The sequence below is a fragment of the Rhodococcus sp. 05-2256-B1 genome (genome assembly GCF_002258465.1).
GTDB classification, from domain to species: Bacteria; Actinomycetota; Actinomycetes; order Mycobacteriales; family Mycobacteriaceae; genus Rhodococcoides; species Rhodococcoides fascians.
Genome location: NZ_NOZA01000011.1, coordinates 183,636 through 203,358 on the forward strand (window position 1 = coordinate 183,636; position 19,723 = coordinate 203,358).

General features: G+C 64.7%; 19 protein-coding genes. 9 read left to right on the forward strand and 10 right to left on the reverse strand.

Features of this window, described 5'->3' with window-relative positions:
• Nucleotide 1 precedes the first annotated feature (1 nt).
• The 4 genes from CH285_RS02815 (at nt 2) to CH285_RS02830 (ending at nt 4,574) form a co-directional block, all read left to right on the forward strand.
• On the forward strand, nt 2–1,324 hold the full coding sequence (locus tag CH285_RS02815) for an MFS transporter (RefSeq protein WP_176458423.1): 1,323 nt from the start codon (nt 2–4) through the stop codon (nt 1,322–1,324).
• On the forward strand, nt 1,308–2,237 hold the full coding sequence (locus CH285_RS02820; protein ID WP_094644602.1) for an aldose 1-epimerase family protein: 930 nt from the start codon (nt 1,308–1,310) through the stop codon (nt 2,235–2,237). Before CH285_RS02815 ends, CH285_RS02820 begins: the two co-directional genes overlap by 17 nt.
• Nucleotides 2,234–3,205: a carbohydrate kinase family protein gene (locus CH285_RS02825; protein ID WP_027495924.1), complete on the forward strand. Its 972-nt coding sequence runs from the start codon at nt 2,234–2,236 to the stop codon at nt 3,203–3,205. The genes CH285_RS02820 and CH285_RS02825 overlap by 4 nt, the downstream gene beginning before the upstream one ends.
• 70 nt (nt 3,206–3,275) lie before the next feature.
• A complete protein-coding gene (locus CH285_RS02830; protein WP_027495925.1) occupies nt 3,276–4,574 on the forward strand; it encodes a citrate synthase in 1,299 nt (432 codons plus the stop codon).
• A gap of 302 nt (nt 4,575–4,876) precedes the next feature.
• On the opposite strand, the gene CH285_RS02835 is transcribed toward CH285_RS02830, so the two are convergent.
• Nucleotides 4,877–5,677, reverse strand: coding sequence for a carbon-nitrogen hydrolase family protein (locus tag CH285_RS02835; protein WP_032399881.1), 801 nt, complete (start codon nt 5,675–5,677; stop codon nt 4,877–4,879).
• Nucleotides 5,678–5,723: 46 nt separating this feature from the next.
• Here CH285_RS02835 and CH285_RS02840 point away from each other — a divergent pair, with 46 nt between their 5' ends.
• Entirely contained in the window at nt 5,724–6,365 is a 642-nt protein-coding gene (locus tag CH285_RS02840) for a GntR family transcriptional regulator (protein ID WP_032365894.1), read from the forward strand.
• On the opposite strand, the gene CH285_RS02845 is transcribed toward CH285_RS02840, so the two are convergent.
• Nucleotides 6,337–7,686: an MFS transporter gene (locus tag CH285_RS02845; protein ID WP_027495930.1), complete on the reverse strand. Its 1,350-nt coding sequence runs from the start codon at nt 7,684–7,686 to the stop codon at nt 6,337–6,339. The genes CH285_RS02840 and CH285_RS02845 overlap by 29 nt on opposite strands.
• Before the next feature lie 130 nt (nt 7,687–7,816).
• Between CH285_RS02845 and CH285_RS02850 the strand changes: the two genes are divergently transcribed.
• Together CH285_RS02850 and CH285_RS02855 are read left to right on the forward strand one after the other, a co-directional pair.
• Entirely contained in the window at nt 7,817–8,491 is a 675-nt protein-coding gene (locus CH285_RS02850) for a DUF2848 domain-containing protein (protein WP_094644461.1), read from the forward strand.
• An 84-nt stretch (nt 8,492–8,575) separates the two neighbouring features.
• Nucleotides 8,576–8,935 (forward strand): FKBP-type peptidyl-prolyl cis-trans isomerase, encoded by a 360-nt coding sequence (locus CH285_RS02855; protein WP_027495932.1) that lies wholly within the window; start codon nt 8,576–8,578, stop codon nt 8,933–8,935.
• Between the two features lie 11 nt (nt 8,936–8,946).
• On the opposite strand, the gene CH285_RS02860 is transcribed toward CH285_RS02855, so the two are convergent.
• Genes CH285_RS02860 through CH285_RS02870 form a run of 3 tightly spaced genes read right to left on the reverse strand, consistent with a single transcriptional unit; the run spans nt 8,947 to nt 11,189 of the window.
• Nucleotides 8,947–10,248 carry a sensor histidine kinase gene (locus CH285_RS02860; RefSeq protein WP_027495933.1) on the reverse strand — a complete coding sequence of 434 codons (1,302 nt, stop codon included), beginning with the start codon at nt 10,246–10,248 and terminating at the stop codon, nt 8,947–8,949.
• Nucleotides 10,245–10,973, reverse strand: coding sequence for a response regulator transcription factor (locus CH285_RS02865; RefSeq protein ID WP_094644462.1), 729 nt, complete (start codon nt 10,971–10,973; stop codon nt 10,245–10,247). The genes CH285_RS02860 and CH285_RS02865 overlap by 4 nt, the downstream gene beginning before the upstream one ends.
• A gap of 9 nt (nt 10,974–10,982) precedes the next feature.
• Nucleotides 10,983–11,189 carry a hypothetical protein gene (locus CH285_RS02870; RefSeq protein ID WP_032365896.1) on the reverse strand — a complete coding sequence of 69 codons (207 nt, stop codon included), beginning with the start codon at nt 11,187–11,189 and terminating at the stop codon, nt 10,983–10,985.
• A 151-nt stretch (nt 11,190–11,340) separates the two neighbouring features.
• Between CH285_RS02870 and CH285_RS02875 the strand changes: the two genes are divergently transcribed.
• Nucleotides 11,341–12,669 (forward strand): cryptochrome/photolyase family protein, encoded by a 1,329-nt coding sequence (locus tag CH285_RS02875; RefSeq protein WP_032388604.1) that lies wholly within the window; start codon nt 11,341–11,343, stop codon nt 12,667–12,669.
• Nucleotides 12,670–12,675: 6 nt separating this feature from the next.
• Here the strand turns inward: CH285_RS02875 and CH285_RS02880 are convergent, their stop codons facing one another.
• A complete protein-coding gene (locus CH285_RS02880) occupies nt 12,676–13,578 on the reverse strand; it encodes a DMT family transporter (protein ID WP_032385729.1) in 903 nt (300 codons plus the stop codon).
• 70 nt (nt 13,579–13,648) lie between these two features.
• Nucleotides 13,649–15,505 (reverse strand): propionyl-CoA synthetase, encoded by a 1,857-nt coding sequence (locus tag CH285_RS02885; protein ID WP_094644463.1) that lies wholly within the window; start codon nt 15,503–15,505, stop codon nt 13,649–13,651.
• Between the two features lie 192 nt (nt 15,506–15,697).
• On the opposite strand from CH285_RS02885, the gene CH285_RS28600 reads away from it, so the two are divergent.
• Nucleotides 15,698–16,096 (forward strand): hypothetical protein, encoded by a 399-nt coding sequence (locus CH285_RS28600; protein WP_094644464.1) that lies wholly within the window; start codon nt 15,698–15,700, stop codon nt 16,094–16,096.
• Nucleotides 16,097–16,114: 18 nt separating this feature from the next.
• Here CH285_RS28600 and CH285_RS02895 read toward each other — a convergent pair whose 3' ends face one another.
• Genes CH285_RS02895 through CH285_RS02905 form a run of 3 tightly spaced genes read right to left on the reverse strand, consistent with a single transcriptional unit; the run spans nt 16,115 to nt 19,708 of the window.
• Entirely contained in the window at nt 16,115–17,608 is a 1,494-nt protein-coding gene (locus tag CH285_RS02895; RefSeq protein WP_094644465.1) for a carboxyl transferase domain-containing protein, read from the reverse strand.
• Between the two features lie 10 nt (nt 17,609–17,618).
• Nucleotides 17,619–18,818: an ABC transporter permease gene (locus tag CH285_RS02900; RefSeq protein ID WP_094644466.1), complete on the reverse strand. Its 1,200-nt coding sequence runs from the start codon at nt 18,816–18,818 to the stop codon at nt 17,619–17,621.
• Nucleotides 18,815–19,708 carry an ABC transporter ATP-binding protein gene (locus CH285_RS02905; protein WP_032381681.1) on the reverse strand — a complete coding sequence of 298 codons (894 nt, stop codon included), beginning with the start codon at nt 19,706–19,708 and terminating at the stop codon, nt 18,815–18,817. The genes CH285_RS02900 and CH285_RS02905 overlap by 4 nt, the downstream gene beginning before the upstream one ends.
• Between the last annotated feature and the right edge of the window lie 15 nt (nt 19,709–19,723).

Sequence of the window (19,723 nt, forward strand, 5' to 3'; positions counted from 1 at the left end):
GCTGCGCGGCATCCTGGCCGACACGACCCCGCTGAAGACTCCCGCATATCGCCGCCTGTGGCTGGCGAACATCGTCACCGTCATCGGCGCGCAGCTCTCGATCGTCGCTGTGCCGCAACAGGTTTACCAGATCACCCTGAGCTCGGCCTACGTCGGCTTGACGGGCGTGTTTGCTCTGGTGCCCCTCATCGTGTTCGGGCTGTGGGGCGGGGCCCTGGCCGACGTGATGGACCGCCGAACCTTGTTGATGATCACCACGTTCGGCCTGATCGGAACGTCGGCACTGTTCTGGTTGCAGGCGTTCCTGCAACTGAACAACGTGTGGATCGTGTTGGTGCTGTTGGCAGTTCAGCAGGCCTTCTTCGCCGTCAATCAGCCGACCCGCAGTGCGGTACTGCCGCGAATCCTGCCCGCGGCGCAGCTGCCCGCCGCGAACTCTCTGAACATGACGGTGATGAACTTCGGTGCCATCGCCGGTCCGCTCAGTGCAGGCATCCTCATCTACTACATCGGACTGGAGACGCTCTACCTGATCGACACCATCGCACTGTTCGCCACGCTGTGGGCGGTGATCAGGCTGCCGGGCATTCCGCCGGCCAAGTCCGGTCAACGCGCCGGATTGCGTTCGGTGTTCGAGGGTTTCGCGTACCTCGCGACCCAGAAGGTGCTGCTGGCGTCGTTCGTCGTCGACATCATCGCCATGGTGTTCGGGATGCCTCGGGCGCTGTTCCCGCAGATCGCCCACGACAGTTTCGGGGACCCGGCCTCGGGTGGGCCGGTGCTGGGCATGCTGTTCGCGGCGATGTCCGCGGGAGCGGTGCTCGGTGGAGTGTTCTCCGGTTGGCTACCGCGCGTGCGGCGTCAAGGCCTTGCGGTGTTGATCTGCATCGTCGTCTGGGGCGTGGCGATGATCGGATTCGGGCTCGCCGTCGGTGCGGCGACCGACGGAGCGACGACGGTTGCCCTGTGGTTCGCACTGGCGTTTCTGGCGCTCGGTGGCGGTGCCGACATGATCTCGGCGGCGTTCCGCAGCACGATGCTGCAGACGGTGGCGACCGACGAGATGCGCGGCCGACTGCAAGGCGTCTTCATCGTCGTCGTCGCGGGAGGGCCCCGGATCGGCGATGTTCTGCACGGCGCGGCAGCGGCCTCGGTGGGGACGGCCGCGGCCGCCGCAGGAGGCGGTGTGCTGGTGGTCATTGGTGTCTCGATCGCAGCCCTCGCGCTACCGGCATTCATTCGCTACCGAGTCGGCGCAATCGTCGGTAGCAAGACGGTGGACGACACCGTCGTGGACAATGGCTCGCATGGCTCCCACAGCTGAGGCGCAGACGTATTCGTTGACGAGCGGCAAGTATCGCGCCGACGTCGCTGCTGTCGGAGCGGGCCTGCGGGTCCTCGAGTACGACGGCTCACCGCTCACCGAAACGTGTGAGGCGGGCACCAAGCCGCCGCTGTCGGCGGGACTGGTGTTGGCCCCGTGGCCCAATCGAACGGCCGACGGAACGTTCACGTTCGAAGGCGTCGAACATCGGTTGGAGATCACCGAACCGGCCCGCAACAACGCGAGCCACGGTTTCGTCCGACGGGTGGAGTGGACTCTCGACGAGCACACCGAGTCTCGCGTCGAGCAGAGCGTGGACATCGGTACGCACGAGGGTTGGCCGTTCTCGTTGCGATTGACGGTGGCACACGAGCTGTCCGACGACGGTCTGACGGTGACCGCGTCGGCGACGAACACGGGCGAATCGGCTGCGCCGTACGGAATGGGATTCCATACCTACGTGCGTGTCGGGGACGTACCCCTCGACGAATGCACGCTCGAACTGTCCGCGGGTACGCGGCTGCCGCTCGATCCGGTACGCAATCTGCCCGTAGGGCTTTCGGTGCCGACGGCCGATACCGAGTACGACTTTCGGCAGCCTCGGAACCTCGAGGGCGTGCAGCTCGACACTCCGTTCAGTGCCTCGGTGCCGGACGTAGACGGACGCGCGAAGCACACACTGCGTGGCCCCGACGGCACCGCGACGGTGCTGTGGACCGACAGCAACTTCGGGTGGGTGCAGGTGTTCACCGCCGATCCCGCCAACGATCAGGCGTACCCGGATCGGGGACGTGCGTTGGCGATCGAACCGATGACCTGCCCGCCCGACGCGTTGAATTCCGAGATCGATCTGATCGTGCTCGACCCGGGGCAGACCTGGTCCGGCAGCTGGGGAATGGAGTACGAGAAGTGACGATTCTGGTGTGCGGCGAAGCATTGGTGGATCTGGTGCCGGTGCACGAGGGGCCGCTGCTCTCACCGAAACTCGGCGGCGGGCCGTTCAACGTCGCCATCTCGATCGGTCGGTTGGGGTCGCCGGTTGCCTATCTCTCCCGCATCTCCCGCGACTCGTTCGGCGAGCAGATCCTGGCGAGTCTGCGCGATGCCGGGGTCGACATCTCGTGGGTGCAGCGCGGTGACGAGCCGACGACGTTGGCGATGACGACCCTCGCCGAGGACGGCAGCGCCGAGTACTCGTTCTACGCCGATGGCACGGCCGATCGACTCGTCGCCGATCCCGGTGATCTGCCCGACGAGATCAGCGTTCTGTCCTTCGGCACGTTGTCGTTGCTGTACGAGCCCGGCGCGTCGGTGTACGCCGAACTGCTGCATCGAGCTCGGGCCGCGGGCAAGCTGACGATGCTCGACCCCAACATTCGCCCGGCCGCCATCGACAGCACCAGCGGCGACATCACCGCCGACGGATTCCGCGATCGCTTTCGCTCGTGGTTGCCGAGCATCGACATTCTCAAGGTGTCCGAGGACGACTCGCACTGGCTGGGACTGGGCACCCAGGGCACCACCGTCGACGACTGGCTCGCCGCCGGGGTGACCGCGGTGGTGATGACCCGCGGCGGAGACGGAATCTCGGTGTTCACCGCGTCCGGGGAGACGACGGCCACGGGAGTGACAGCAGCCGAGGAGGTGTCGGTACCGGGCGTTGCCGTCGACGTCGTCGACACGATCGGCGCTGGTGACACCGTGCACGGCGCACTGTTGAGCTACCTGGAAAAAGAGACCATTATCACATCGAAAGCGGTACAGGAGATGACCGGGGAGGATTGGCGGCAAGCTCTTTCGTTCGCTGCCACGGCAGCCGCGATCACGGTTTCACGACCCGGTGCCGACCCTCCCTGGGCGTCCGAGGCACCGAGAGACTAGTTTCACTAGCGACGTTAGAACTGTCCGTTTTAAGTACGTGTCCGTTACACGAGTTCGAGAGGGACCATTCGTGCCCGCTGAGAATGATGCCAAAGCCACCCTCACCTACCCCGGTGGCGAATATTCCATGTCGATTGCCGAGGCCAGTGAAGGCAACAACGGTATCGAGCTGGGAAAGCTGCTGGCGACCACCGGCTACACGACGCTGGACGGCGGGTTCGTCAACACCGCGTCCACCAAGTCGGCCATCACGTACATCGACGGTGACGCGGGGATCCTGCGCTACCGCGGTTACCCGATCGAACAGCTTGCGGGCAAGTCGTCGTTCATCGAGGTCAGCTACCTGTTGATCTACGGGGAGCTGCCGTCCGAGGACGAGCTCGAGACGTTCACCGACCGCATCCGTCGCCACACGTTGCTGCACGAGGACCTCAAGCGTTTCTTCGACGGCTTTCCGCGCAACGCTCACCCGATGCCGGTGCTGTCGAGCGCGGTCAACGCACTGTCGGCGTACTACCAGGATTCGCTCGAGCCGAACGATCCCGAGCAGGTCGAGCTCTCCACCATCCGTCTGCTGGCCAAGCTGCCGACCATCGCGGCGTACGCCTACAAGAAGTCGGTCGGTCAGCCGTTCCTGTACCCGGACAACTCGAAGAGCCTGGTCGAGAACTTCCTGCGCATGACGTTCGGCTTCCCCGCCGAGCCGTACGAGGTCGATCCCGAGATCGTCAAGGCACTCGACATGCTGCTCATCCTGCACGCCGACCACGAGCAGAACTGCTCCACGTCGACGGTCCGCCTCGTCGGATCCTCGCAGGCCAACCTCTTCACCTCGATCTCCGGCGGCATCAACGCGCTGTGGGGCCCGCTGCACGGCGGTGCCAACCAGGCCGTGCTCGAGATGCTCGACAAGATCAAGGCCGAGGGCGGCGACGCCACCGACTTCCTGCGTCGAGTGAAGAACAAGGAAGACGGCGTCAAGCTCATGGGCTTCGGACACCGGGTGTACAAGAACTTCGATCCGCGCGCGACGCTGGTCAAGGAAACCGCACACACGATCCTGGGCAAGCTGGGCAACGGCGACGAACTGCTCGAGATCGCCCTCAAGCTCGAAGAGACCGCACTCACCGACGACTACTTCGTCGAGCGCAAGCTGTACCCCAACGTGGACTTCTACACCGGCCTGATCTACCGCGCGATGGGCTTCCCGCCGCGCATGTTCACGGTGCTGTTCGCGATGGGCCGTCTCCCGGGCTGGATCGCGCACTGGCGTGAGCAGAACGAGGACACCACCGGCAAGATCGGCCGTCCGCGCCAGATCTACACCGGCTACACCGAGCGCGACTACCAGGACGTCAGCTCCCGCTAGTTCTTGCTGCACAACGACGCCGCCGACTCCCTCGGGAGCCGGCGGCGTTGTCGTTGTCGGCCTGCGTATCCCGCCGAGTTCGCAGTTACGCAGGCGATATGGGCTGTTTCGTCGACATAACTGCGATCTCGCTGTGTGACGGGCGCGTTCGCGCGCCGAGTTCGCAGTTACGCAGGTGATATGGCCACTTTCGGCTGCACAACTGCGATCTCGCTGCGTGACGGGCGCGTTCGCGCGCCGAGTTCGAAGTTATGGACGAGATTCGGCCGGAATTCGTCCATAACTTCGAGTTCGCGGCGCACTCAGGCGTCGAAGTGCTTGCGGTTCTTCAGCACTGGCAGGTTCTTGCGCACGGCGTCGACCAACTCGGTATGAATGTCGATCGTCAGCATTCCGGGTGTCGCGTCGAGTTGGCCGAGGATCTCGCCGGTGGGGGAGCAGACAATGCTGTGGCCGACGCCCAGCGGAGCATTGCCTTCGGCGGCAGCAGGTTCGGCTTGATCGCAGGCCGCGATGAATGTGGTCGAGTCCAGGGCGCGTGCGCGGGCGAGCAGGGTCCACTGCTCCACTTTGCCGTCGCCCGATCCCCACGACGCCGGAACCACGACGAGTTCGGCACCGAGGTCCCCGAGTTTCTGGAACAGGGCAGGGAAGCGAATGTCGTAGCAGGTCGCGAAGCCGACGCGGACTCCCGCGATGTCGAGCACGAGCGGGTCGGAACCCGGTGCGACGGTATCGGATTCGGCGAATCCGAACGCGTCGAACAGATGAATCTTGTCGTAGCTCGCCTCGACGCCCGGGCCGGTGACGAGCAGTGTGTTGGTCACTCTGTCGTCGGGCGCGGGAGTGAACATTCCGGCGACGACGGTGATGCCGGCGTCGGACGCGATCCGACGAACGGTCTGTGCCCATTCGCCGTCCAGTGGCTGTGCGAACTTTCGGATGGGTCCGCCGAAGCAGCGCATCATCGCCTCCGGGAACACGACGAGGTCCGAGCCTGCGTGCGCCGCGGCGCGGGTGTGGGTCTCGACGAGTTCGAGGTTCTCGGTGGGATTTTCGCCACTGGTGATCTGGGCCAGGCTGATGCGGATAGTCGAGCTCACGGTGTGACTCCTGGTTTCGTCGGGGGAAGACAGGTATACATATCGTATGCAACCACTGTCGGGGAGGGACAAGGCGTACCAGTTCGTCCGTGATCAGGTGTTGTCGTCACCGGCCGCCACCGGCACTTTTCTGAACGAACAGGAACTTGCGACTCGAATCGGCGTATCGCGCACGCCGGTCCGTGAGGCGTTGCTGATGCTGCAGTCCGAGGGTCTGGTCGAGATGGTGCCCAAGCGCGGTGCTCATGTGCCGGCGATGTCCGGACGGCAGATCGCCGAATTGATGGATCTGCGAGGCGTTCTGGAACGGCACGCGGCGTCGCGGGCGCTGCGTGCCGGTGACGCTCCGATCGCGGCGATGCAGCATGCGTTGCATCAGCAGGAGCTGCTGATGAATTCCGACAGCACCGACGCTCCCAAGGAATTCATCGACTGGGACGGGACGTTCCATCAGAGTTTGATCGATTCGGCGGGCAGTGATCTGCTCTCGCGCACGTATGCCGGTTTGCGGGCGCGTCAGCTCCGAGTGGGCTTGAGTGCGTTGTTCACCGCCGCCAACCGGCAACACCGAGTGTGCGCCGAGCACCAGGCCATCATCGACGCACTGAGTGCCGGCGACGAGGGCCTGGTGCACGAGAAGATCGACGCTCACCTCGAGGTCACGCTTCAGACTCTGTTGCGCGCGTAGCATTTTCGTGCTGCTGGCCCAGCAGCACGTAGTGCTCGTCCTCGGTGGGGTCCGGGTTGCGTCCGAGGGCGAGGCCGACGAGTGTCACGGCGCCGACAACGACGATGTACCCGGCGATCGGCACCCAGCTGTCCGTCTTGTCCAACAGGTAGACGAAGATCAGCGGAGCCATCGCACCACCGAAGACACCGGCGATCGTGTACGCCAACGAGCTGCCGGTCGAGCGCAATCGAACGCTGAACTGCTCGGTGACGAATGCTGCCTGTGGCCCGTACATGAACGAGTGGAACGCCAGGCCCACCACCACACCCAGGATCAGCAGCGGTAGCGATCCTCCGCCGATGACGAGGAAGAAGATCGCACTCCACGCGACACCGCCCACGGCTGCGACGCCGTAGACGAGGCGTCGGTTGATGCGGTCGGACACTGCTCCGGCGAGCGGGATCAGGCCGAGTTGGCATGCCGACCCGATCAGAATGGCGGTCAGTACCTCACTGCGCTCGAAGCCCAACTTCTGTGTGCCGTAGGTGATCGAGAAGACGGTGAACAGTGCGTAGATGACGTCCGGCGCGACACGAGACATGATGCCTGCCACCAGGGGTCGCAGTTCGGTCTTGAACACTTCGCTGATCGGTGCCTCGGAACGTTCGCCGCTTTCCTGCAGCGCCTTGAACACCGGGGTGTCCTCGAGCTTCAACCGGATCCACAGACCGAATCCGACGAGTACCGCGGAGAACAGGAACGCCACGCGCCATCCCCAGGACTCGAACTGCTGGTCGGTCAATGTCAGCGTCAGAACGGCAAGTGCACCGTTGGCGAGCAGGTTGCCCGCGGGTGGTCCGATCTGTGCTGCGGAAGACCAGAATCCGCGTTTGCGGGGATCGCCGTATTCGCTCGACAGGAGAACGGCTCCGCCCCATTCGCCGCCGACGGCAACGCCCTGACAGAAGCGCATCGTGACGAGAATGATCGGTGCCGCGATGCCGATGGAGTCGTATCCGGGGATCAGACCGATGGCGAAGGTCGTGACGCCGATCAACATCAGGGTGATGACGAGGAGCTGTTTTCGTCCGATGACGTCGCCGAGCCGGCCGAAGACGAACCCTCCGACCGGACGGGCGACGTACCCGACCGCGTATGTCGAGAAAGCCAGCAGAGTCCCGGTCAGTGGGTCGCTGTCCGGGAAGAAGACCAGCGGAAACACCAGAGCTGCGGCGGCCGAGTAGACCGCGAAGTCGTACCACTCCAATGCCGTTCCGGTGAGGCTGGCCGCAAAGGCCTTGGCCAGGCCTTTTCTATCTACCGAAACAGGTTCGGTCATGACGACTCCTTCGTGTGCCTGGGATCACTCTATCCGTTGTACGTGCTCCATACTTGCTGTATACAAGACGTATGCGCAAGCCTTTGTGCGCATCGGAAACAGAAAATTTACGAGGAGAGGGTCCTTACTGATGCTCACATTCACGCTGCCCGACGGCACCTCCGAATCGGTCGAGGTGAACGCGTTGCTCAACGCCGGGTACGCCGGACGCAACCAGGAGGAGGTGGCGTCGCACATCGCGGAGCTGGCCGAACTGGGCGTTCCGGCTCCGACGGTGACCCCGGCGCTGTATCCCATTTCGCCGTACCTGGCGCAGCAGACGGACGCCGTTGCCGTCCAGCACGGCCGTACGTCGGGCGAGGCCGAGTGGGCGCTGGTGATCCTGGGCGACACGATCGACGACGTGCTGCTGACGGTCGCCTGCGATCACACCGACCGTGACCTGGAGGTGCACAGTGTCGCGTGGAGCAAGAACGCGGCTCCCGATGTGCTCGGCACCGGCGCGTGGCGTCTGTCGGAGGTCGCCGATCGGCTGGACGAGATCACCTTGACCGCGTGGGCGGACGGCGTCGCAATTCAGACCGGAACACTCGGTGATCTTCTCGCTCCGCACTACTGGCTCGACGTGCTCGCCGACCGTGGACTGTTCGCCCGTGGAACCGTGTTGATCTCCGGCACCATCTCGATGCACCCCGGTGTGAACCAGTTCGCCGACACCTGGAAGGTCGAGATGTCCGACCCCGCAACCGGCAATACGCTGACCTGCGAATACAAGACGATGTTGATGCCAGCTCCGATCGGCTGACCGTGACGACGTAAAATCGGTGCCGACCATGCCCAGAACACCGCAGTCGGCGTCGGCGGGCCGGCACAACCGCAGGAGACTTCAGTGACGAAGCCAGTGATCGAATTTCAAGCCGGACCGGCACCGTTGGATCTGGTGACGGTCGACCTCGTCGAAGGTGACGGCGCAGAGGCAGTGCCGGGCGGAAACGTAGAGGTGCACTACGTCGGCGTCGAGTTCGACACCGGCGAGGAGTTCGACTCGTCCTGGAACCGCGGCGAGTCCATCCAGTTCCCGCTCCGTGGTCTCATTCAGGGCTGGCAGGACGGCATCCCCGGGATGAAGGTCGGCGGACGCCGCCAGCTCACCATCCCGCCGGAGCTCGCGTACGGCCCCGCCGGCGCAGGTCACCGTCTGTCCGGCAAGACGCTCGTCTTCGTCATCGATCTGCTCGACGTCAAGTAGCAGATCTCTCGTCAGCGGTCCTGTAGCTCGAGCACCAATCGGGCACCCCCGAGGGGGCTGTCTGCCAGATATGCGCGGCCACCGTGCAATTCGGCCTGCTGGGCCACCAGCGCGAGACCGAGGCCGGAGCCGCCCTTCGCGGCTCCGGCTCCACGCTCGAAGCGTCCGAACACCGATTCGCGTTCGTCCACCGGAACGCCGGATCCGTTGTCGTCGATCAGGATTCGGACCAGCGCGTCCGCGCGCTCGACGCGAATGACGACGGTGCTCGCCCCGCCGTGCCGGACGGCGTTGCCGATCGCGTTGTCCACCGCGAGTCGAACTCCGGTGGGTAGTGCGCGAATCGTGATCTCGCACTCCGGTTCCGACTCCACCCGAACGTCCAGACCCGGGTGCTGACGCTGCGCATCCTGCGCGGCGACGTCGCAGATGTCGATGATGTCGGTCTCGACCCGGTCGCCCTCGCTGGACAATTCACCCGATGCCAATCGTTCGAGCGCGGTCAGCGTCGTCTCGACTCGGCCTTGGGTGCGCTCGAGGTCGGTCAGAATTTCCTGTTGCTGCGCGCGCTCGAGGTCGAGGGTGCGCAACACTTCGATGTCGGTACGCATCGCAGTCAACGGGGTGCGCAGCTCGTGGGCCGACACGGCCGCGAAATCGCGCGCCGTGTCCAGGGCGGCATTGGTGCGTTCCTGTGCCTCGTTCAGTCGGGTGAGCATGCCCCCGATCGCGACCGCGAGCTCGTCGGCCTCGGTGACTCCGGTTCGGGTCTGCGGCGCCGACGGAGGCTGAGCGCTGACCTGCCGCGTCAGCGTCACCAGCGGTCTGACGGCACGTCCTCCGAACAGCCAACCCAGGCCCGTCGACACGGCGACCGCCGCCAGCCCCAGCAGGATCACCTGTCTCTGTTGCTCGTCGGTCACCTGCTGCGCCTCGATGGCCGGGACACCGATGGAGATGGACACGGACGAGACCACGGTCGAGGTCGCGGTGTAGACCCGAAACCGCTGACCGTCCACATCCACTGTCTGAGAACCGGTGTCGAGGGCCGGCAACCGCGTCGGCGTCGAGGCGACGACGATGTCTCCGCTGCGAATGGTGACAGCGAACGCGCCGGACAGCTGATCGATGAAGGCTTCCAGCGTCGACGAGTTCGGGACCAGCACCTGCGATGCCGTCGTCAGACGCTCGTCGAGCTGGTTGACGTTGTTACGGGAAATGGCCACCGACGTCACCACGGCCAGGGCCGCCACGACGAGGGTGGCACCGAGGGCAGTCGCCGCCGCGACCCTGGCGCGAAGTGAGAAACTCATACCGACTCCCGCACGACGAAGCCCACACCGCGGACGGTGTGCAGGATGCGCGGCGAGCCGTCGCTCTCGAGTTTGCGGCGTAGATAGCCGACGAACACGTCGACGACGTTGGTGTCGGCAACGAAGTCGTATCCCCAGACCAATTCGAGGAGTCGCTCGCGCGTCAGTACGACGCCCTTGTTGCGCGCAAGAATGGCCAGCAACTCGAACTCGCGCTTCGTGAGATCGATGTCGACGCCGCCGCGGTGCACTCGGTACCCGGCGATGTCGACGACCAAAGTGCCAACGGCGACAGCCGAATTGGGGATGCCAGGATCGGCTGCGGGAATGACCGGACTGGTGCCGCGCCGTCGGAGCATGGCCCGGATGCGGGCAACCAGCTCGGCGAGCACGAACGGTTTGGTGAGGTAGTCGTCGGCACCGGATTCGAGACCGGCGATGCGATCGTCCACGGAGCTGCGGGCACTGAGAACACAGATCGGAATGTCGTTCCCCATGGCGCGCAATGCAGTCACGACGCTTGCGCCGTCGAGCACCGGCATGTTGATGTCCAGCACGATCGCGTCGGGCGAGGTGCGCGACACCACGCCGAGCGCCTCGGCCCCGTCCGACGCCGTGATGACCGTGAAGCCGGACAGGCGTAGGCCGCGCTGCAACGACGACAACACATCGGTGTCATCGTCGACGACGAGGACGGTGGCGGGGGTGCTCGGCGATTCGGTCACCTCCCAATGCTAGGCAACCCAGCTGTCGACGGTGGTACGCCGCTCCTCGGGCGTCTTGGCAAAGAATTCTTCCAGGGCCGTGCGGCGATCGACGTCGGCGTCGAGGGTCCAGGCGAGGGCGGGTGCCTTGGCATAGAGCTGCTCGTAGTACTTCTCGAACGTGCAGGTGCTCTCGACGAGGGAGAGGGCACCGGGGAAGGGGCGGATGTTCGTCATGATGTTCTCTCCTCTGCTCGCGGCTGATCGGCGTATTTCCCAAGGTAGGGGCCGATGTTGCGGCGGCGGTGAGCATGGATTGGCGATTCTCTGAGAATCCCCGAAACAGCGATGGGGGTTGCTCGTAGCCGGGTTGGGTAAGACTGTCGGCATGTCGCTCGTTTGGTTTCGCCGTGATCTCCGACTGGGGGATCTGCCCACCCTCACCGCCGCTGCCGAGTCCGGGGATCCGGTACTGGGGCTCTTCGTACTGGACGACCGTTTGCTGAAGCCCTCCGGCGGTCCGCGCAAGGACTTCCTGTTCCGGTCGCTCGAGGCACTGAACGAGCAGCTCGACGGCAGACTGATGGTGGTACACGGTGACCCCGAGACGGTGGTGCCGAAGGTGGCGAAGGCGATCGACGCCGACGAGGTCCACATCAGCGCCGATTACGGTCCGTACGGCCGGGAGCGGGACCAGCGCGTCGGCGAGAAGGTGACGCTGGTCGAGACCGGTTCGCCGTATGCCGTTGCGCCCGGACGAATCACCAAGGACGACGGTGAGCCGTACAAGGTGTTCACGCCGTACTCACGGCAGTGGATGGAACACGGTTGGCGCGGACCGGCCGATACGTCCGCGAAAACCGTGACGTGGATCGACCCCGACGACGTGAAAGGCGTGAAGAGAGCGAAAGTTCCGAGCGAGAAGGAGACCTCCGACGCCGATGCAGGCGAGAAAGCCGCACTGGCGCAGTGGAAGGACTTTCTCGAGGACGTGTCGAAGTACGACGACGAACGCAACCGCCCCGATCTCGATTCGACGAGCCGGATGTCGGTGCATCTGAAGTACGGCACCATTCACCCGCGAACCATGTTGGCGGACCTGGGCAAGCTCCGCAACGAGGGTGCCGCTGCGTATCGGAGGCAGATCTGCTGGCGAGACTTCTACGCCGACATCCTGTTTCAGCGCCCCGACAGTGCGCGGGAGAACTACGTCAAGAAGTTCGACAAGATCGAACTGGACTCGGGCAAGCACGCCGACGAGCTGTTCGAGGCCTGGTGCAAGGGCGAGACCGGCTTTCCGATCGTCGATGCCGGTATGCGGCAATTGAACTCGGAGAAGTGGATGCACAACCGGGTCCGTATGATCGTCGCGTCGTTCCTCGTCAAAGACCTGCACCTGCCGTGGTGGCGAGGTGCCCGCTATTTCATGCAGCATCTCGTCGACGGCGATCTGGCCAACAACCAGCACGGCTGGCAGTGGACCGCGGGCACCGGTACCGACGCCTCGCCGTACTTTCGAGTGTTCAACCCGATCACCCAAGGTGAGAAATTCGATCCGACAGGCGATTACGTGCGGCGCTGGGTGCCGGAGCTACGCGGTGAGGAGGGAAAAGCCGTGCACACGTTGAAGTTCGGCCGACCCAAGGAGTACGTGGATCCGATCGTCGACCACAAGCACGAGCGTGAGGTTGCTATCGCTCGGTTCAAGGCGCTGTAACGGCTGCTATTTCCTGCGGGACAACCCGACCCCGACGAGGCAGATGACACCGCCGACGACGGCGAGAATGTGCGGTATCTCGCCGAGCAACAACCAGGCCAGAGTGATGGTGATCGGCGGCACCGCATACGTGGTGATGCCGAGCTTGCCTGCGTTCATTCTCGTCAACGCATAAGCCCAGGTGCTGAACGCCAGCGCAGTGGGAACCAGGCCGAGATAGACCAATCCGCCGGTGGCTCCGGCCGAGGCGGTCGACAGGTCGTCGAGCAGAGCCGGCGCGAACGGAAGCGTGCAGACCGCGCCGATGGTGCAGGCCATCCAGGTGACCTGCAGGCCGGGGACCGTGCGCAGTACCGGCTTCTGGCTGAGTACTCCGATCGCATAGGTCACTGCGGATACGAGACACAGTGCGATGCCGAGGAAGTCGGCGTCCGTCCTGGTGGTCGAGGTGGTGGTGACGGCGGTGACGACGCCGACCATGACGGCACCGGCGAACGCGATACCGGCACCGATCACCAACCACTTCGGAAAGCCCTCGCCCAGAAGCAGACCGGCGAACAGCGCCACCAGGATGGGGCCGATCTGAATGATCATCGACGTCGTTCCGGCGTCGACACGTTGCTCGGCGGCGTTGAGGGCGACGTTGTAGACGCCGAACCAGAACACGCCGACGCTGGCGATCTGTAACCACTGAGTGCGGTTCGGCTTGACCCACTGTCTCCTGACCAGCACGATCGCGCCGAGGGCGCACGATCCGATGAGGAGCCTGCCCAGAGCGAGTGGGCCGGCACCGAACGATTCACCGACGCCGCGGATGGCGACGAAGGCCGAGGCCCACGAGATCACCGTGACGGTGACCGCACCGAGTGCGAGCCAGTCGACGGCGGGGCGGGTGTCGAGATCTGTCATGCCGAGGACGCTATCGTGCGGGAGTGCCCCATGGCGCGCGGGTTTCGGCCATGGTTGCTTCTGTTTCCGCCTATCTGCCGAGGAGCTTCTCCAGCGCATCGAGGACCGCGGGATCCTCGATGGTCGACGGAACCCCGTACTGCTCACCGGCGACGATCTGTCGCATCGTCTTTCGGAGTATCTTGCCCGAGCGGGTTTTCGGCAGAGCTCCGACGATCGTCACATCGCGGAAGGTGGCCAGTGCACCGATTTGATCGCGGACCATGGCCACCAGTTCGGTACGCAATTGCTCCTCGGAGATGTTCTCCCCGGCTTTGAGTACTACGTATCCGCTGGGGCGCTGGCCTTTGAGGTCGTCGTGGATACCGATGACGGCGCATTCGGCGACGGCGGGATGGCCCGCGAGCACCGCCTCCATCGACCCGGTGGACAGGCGGTGGCCGGCGACATTGATGACGTCGTCGCTGCGACCGAGTACGTAGACGTAACCGTCGGCGTCGATGTAACCGGAGTCGCCGGTGAGGTAGTAACCGGGGAACGTATCGAGATACGAACGCTGGAAACGTGATTCGTCGTTCCACAGTCCAACCAGTGCACCGGGCGGCAGTGGCAGCTGCACGACGATGTTGCCCTCCGAGCCTGCGTCCACAGGATTACCGGACGCGTCGAGGATACCGACCTGAAATCCCGGTACCGGCACGGTCGGCGATCCAGGTTTGATCGGAAGTGGTTCCAGCCCGCGAAGGTTGGCGCAGATGGCCCACCCGGTCTCGGTCTGCCACCAATGGTCGACGACGGGTCGATCGAGGGTGCGTGAAATCCACTCGTACGTATCGGGATCGAGGCGTTCACCGGCGACGAACAGTGTCTCGAGCGAGGACGTGTCGTACTTCTCGAGCTCGGCGGCGTGCGGATCGACCTTGCGGATAGCGCGTAGCGCGGTCGGTGCGGTGAACAGGGCCCGCACACGGTGGTCCTGAATCACCCGCCAGAACGCGCCTGCATCGGGAGTCCCGACAGGCTTGCCCTCGTAGAGAACCGTTGTGGCACCGGCAAACAGCGGGCCGTAGACGATGTACGAGTGTCCCACCACCCACCCGACGTCGGAGGCCGTCCACATCACCTGGCCGGCATCCACGTCGTAGATGTTGCGCATCGACCACGTCAACGCGACGGCATGACCGCCGTTGTCGCGCACCACGCCCTTGGGCTTCCCCGTCGTACCCGACGTGTAGAGGATGTACAGCGGATCCGTCGCCGCCATCGAAACCGGTTGTGCGGCCGAGGCGTCGGCGATGAGGGTGTCCCAATCCAGCCACTCGTGTTCGCCGGGAATGCCCTCTCGTGCTTTCACGATCACGGCCGGTGTGTTCGCGGTCGTGAGCGTCAGGGCACGCTGCACCAACGGCAGATACTCGATGACGCGCCCCGGTTCGAACCCACCGCTCGCGGTGATCAGCAGTACCGGCTCGGCGTCGTCGATGCGCGCGGCGAGTTCTTTGGCGGCGAATCCGCCGAACACCACCGAGTGCACCGCACCGAGTCGCGCACACGCGAGCATCGCGATGACGGCCTCGGGAATCATCGGCAGATAGATGACCACGCGGTCGCCCGGTCCGACGCCCTGCGCGCGCAGCACCCCGGCGAAGCGGGCGGTCTCGTCGAGAAGTTCGGCGTAGGTGTAGCTCCGGGTGAGCCCGAGCATCGCCGAGTCGTAGATCAGCGCGGTGCGATCGCCGTGGCCGGCGTCGACGTGCCGATCGAGTGCGTTGACGCATGTGTTGAGACGGGCTCCGGGAAACCACTGCGAACCGTCGAACGCCGTGGTGGGAGGGGTGTCCCAGTCGACTCCCGACGCGGCCGCCAGCCAGAAATCCTCGCGGTTGTCGATGCTGCTGTCGAACGCCTGCCGATACTCGCCACTCATGTCTGCGAGCGTAGTTCGAGGTGGGGTGGTCCGGGCCGGGTTGCGCACTACCGGCGACGACCGGCGGAATCCCGTCGACCGGCGGTCGTACAGTGCACTCCTGCCCACACGCCGTCAATATTCACCGCCGGGGCGTCAAGATTGCGTCAACACCCCTGTTCGACGCCACCGCCCGGCGCAAGACTTCTTCTCATGACTCTTGTGGACATTCTTCCGTCTCTCGGTGCCGCCTACGTCTCGCGGTGCGATCCAGCGCTCTGGCCGGCGGACACTCACTGTGTGTGCGGCCGCATCACCGTCGACGGCGTCGCGCTCGAGGATGTGGCCGATGCCGAGGGCACTCCGGTGCAGTGGGGTCGGATTCTGATCACTCGCGTGCGGTCGGTCATCGCAGGCGAGGTGGGCGTCGATGCGGAGTTCGGTGATCTTCAGCAGGCCGTAGTGGTCAACCGGCACTCGGTGGGTCCGGTGGTCAAGGTCGACGTGCACGGTCCGGGGCGCTGCTGCGTCAGTCCGGTCGAGTTGCCAGCAGACCTCCGGGCGGGCGATGTGCTGGCGCTCGTAACCTCGCACGTGCGTGAAAGTTCGTAGCAGGGGTCGAGTTTCTACTCACAAGGCGACTCCGAGAGTGCGGTAGCGGCCGAGTCGCGCACTCGTCCGAGCTGCCGCTTCGAGGATCGACAGCTCGCGTAGTTCGCGGACAATGGCATCGGCGATGCGACCGGAGAACGCGGCCGGTTCGTCGGCCGCATCGGGGAGTTCGGGAACGATGGCGTCGACGATGCCGTCGCGCAGTAGGTCGACCGACCGAATGCCCTGAGCCTCGGCCATGTCCGGTGCATGGGCGGTATCACGGTGCACGATTGCGCTGGCTCCCTCGGGTGGAAGTGGTGCGAGCCAGGCACTCTGGGCACACAGGACGCGGTCCGCGGGCAGCAGTGCGAGTGCTCCGCCGCCGGTGCCCTGGCCCAGTAGTACCGACACCGTCGGGGTGTTCACGGTGACCAGGTCGGAGATCGACCGCGCGATCTCGGGAGCGAGACCACCCTCCTCGGCTTCCTTGGACAGCGCTGCGCCGAATGTGTCGATGACGAGTACCAGAGGTAGCCGGAGTTCCTCGGCCAGGCGCATGCCGCGGCGAGCTTCTCGTAGTGCTGCCGGACCCATCGTTGCCGTGGCGGTGCTACTGCTTCGGTCGTTACCGAACAGCACGCAGGAGACACCGCGAATGCGGCACAGGGACAACAGGATCGAGGTGTCGGCCTCGCCCTGGCCGGTGCCGCTGAGCGGAACATGTTCGGCCGCAGCATGTTCGATGATCTGCCGAATCCCTGGACGATCGGCGCGGCGCGACGACTGCACCGAGTGCCAGGCCGATTGCTGGGGAATGTTCGTACGTTCGACTTCGGGAACGTCCGTCCACACGGATGCGTCGACGATCACTCGCAGCGTGCGGATCAGCAAGTGACGCAATTGCTCGACCGGCACCACACCGTCGATGACACCGTGCTGGTACAAATTCTCGGCGGTCTGGACGCCATCGGGAAATGGCTTGTCGTACAGGGCCTGATACACCCGCGGGCCGAGGAACCCGATGAGGGCCTCGGGTTCGGCGACGGTGACGTGGGCCAGTGAACCCCAGGATGCGAAAACGCCTCCCGTCGTCGGATTGCGGAGATACACCACATACGGCAGGTGCGCCGCTTTGTGTGCGGTGACGGCGGAGGCGATCTTGACCATCTGCACGAAGGCCAACGTTCCCTCCTGCATGCGCGTGCCGCCGGAGGTGGGGGAGGCAATGAGTGGCAGGCCCTCTGCAGTGGCGCGCTCGATTGCGGAGGTGATGCGCTCGGCCGCCGCGACGCCGATCGATCCGGCGAGAAACGCGAACTCGCAGGCAACGATTGCGACGCGTCGGCCGTCGATGGTGCCCTCGCCGGTCAACACCGATTCGTCGACGCCACTCTTCTCGCGAGCCTTGGCCAGATCCTTCAGATAGGACTCCCCAGGATGGACGTCCACGGGCGTGGAGTCCCACGACACGAACGATCCGCCGTCGAGAACGGAATCGAGAATCTCGGCGGCGGATGTCCGTGGGCTCATGGCGCGAACTCTATCGAGCGAATGCTTCCTTCCACGAGACGGTCTTGCCGATCCGAAGAATGGAGCGCTGATAGATCTTCGCTGCGCCCATCGCCAGGATCGCGGTGGTGATCACCATCAGGACTGCCGAACCGACGATCTGCACCGGCGAGGTCACGCCCGCGGCGATGCGCAGCGGCATCATGATCGCCGAGAACGGCGGGATCCAGCTCAATGTGTTGGCGAGAGTGCTCTCCGGATCGCTGACGGAATAGAAGGCCGCGAAGAACATGGCCATGATCAGGATCAGCAGTGGCATGGTTGTCGAGTTCACGTCCTCCTGCCGCGAGACCATGGATCCGCCCGCTGCATAGAGCACTGCGAAGAACGCGAAGCCGAGAATGAACCACGCGAGTGTGGCCGCGAAGACACTGACCGCGGCACCGGTGACGGTGAGTACGCCTGTGCCCAATCCTGCTCCCACACCGGCAATCCCGTACAGAGCGAGCTGCAGGATGCCGACCGCACCGATGCCGAGAATCTTGCCCCAGAGCAACTGCAGGGGGCGAACGGTGGAGAGCAGCAGTTCGACCACGCGCGAGGACTTTTCTTCGACGACGCCCATCGCGACGTACATGCCGAAGCCGATGATCTGTGCGTACAACAGGAACACGGCCGACAGGGCCAGGGCGGTCCGCTGACCGGCTTCCGGGTCGGGCGGATCGATCGCGTCGACGGTGACCGTCGCGGCACTCGTCGCTGCCCCGAGCTCGTTCTGGTCGACACCCTGTTGCGCCAGTGCAGCATTCGTGGCCTGCGTCGCGACACTGCCTTCGACGACGGCGCGCAACGTGCCGGTCAGTTCGGACTCGGTGACGGCCGTGTATGCGCCTGCGTTGCCGTCCGGAACCAACGCCACGTCGAGATCCCCGGATTCGACGCCACTGCGCGCGGCCGCCGCGTCGGCAACGTCACGGACTTCGACGGGGCTACCGACGGCGTCGCCGGTCGCCTCCAATACCGTTGCAATGGACTGGTCCCCGGCGACGCCGATGACGTCGCGCTCTTCGTCACCGCTGCCGGAGAAGATCGAGAATGCGATGATGCCGCCGACGATGACGGCCAGGATGATCACGTTGCTGATGACGAAGCTCTTCTTCATCACCTGAACGGTGAACTCGCGCTTGGCTATCAAGGACACTGCGCTGAAGGAGTTCAGTTGGGAGCTCATGCCACTACCGCCTCTCGGAACAGGTCGCTCAGGGAAGGTTTCTGGATGGAGAATTCGTGTACCGGTCCGGTCGCGAGTGCGGCCCGCAGGACTTCTTGATCGTCGGCTCCCGGTGCCAGCCCGAGAACGGTGACGCCGTCGCTGTGCCCGAGTGTGCTCACTCCGGCGATGCCCGACGCCCATCCGGGGGCAGCGTTCGGTGCGTGGACGTGCAGGTGCGAATCTCCCGATCCGCGGAGTTCGTCGACGGTTCCTACGGCTTTCATCGAGCCGGCGGCGATGATGCCGACGCGGTCGCACAGCCGCTGAACCAGATCCAGTTGGTGGCTCGAGAACACCACCGGCACTCCGGCAGCGGCCTTTTCGCGCAGTACCTCGCTCATGACATCGACGGCGATCGGGTCGAGGCCGGAGAACGGCTCGTCCAAGACCAGAACCGCGGGATCGTGCACCAGCGCTGCTGCCAACTGCACGCGCTGCTGGTTGCCCAGGCTCAGTGCGTCGACGGTGTCGTTGACGCGCTCGTCGATGCCGAGGCGTTCGGTCCAGCGGATCACCGCGGCTTTGGCATCCTTCGACGAGAGGCCGTGCAGCTCGGCCATGTACGCCAATTGCGGGCCGACCTTCATCTTGGGGTACAGCCCGCGTTCCTCCGGCATGTAACCGATGGTGCGGCGGACATCGAGGTCGACGGGCTTGCCGCCCAACAGAACCTGGCCGGAATCTGCCGACAGCACTCCGAGCGCGATGCGCATCGTGGTGGTCTTGCCCGCGCCGTTGCTGCCGACGAAGCCGAACAGTTCGCCCGGCCGGACGTCGAAACTCAGGTTGTCCAGGGCGATCTTGTCGCCGTATCTCTTGGAGACGGAGTCGATCGTGAGGGTGCTCATGGTGCCCTTTCGGTC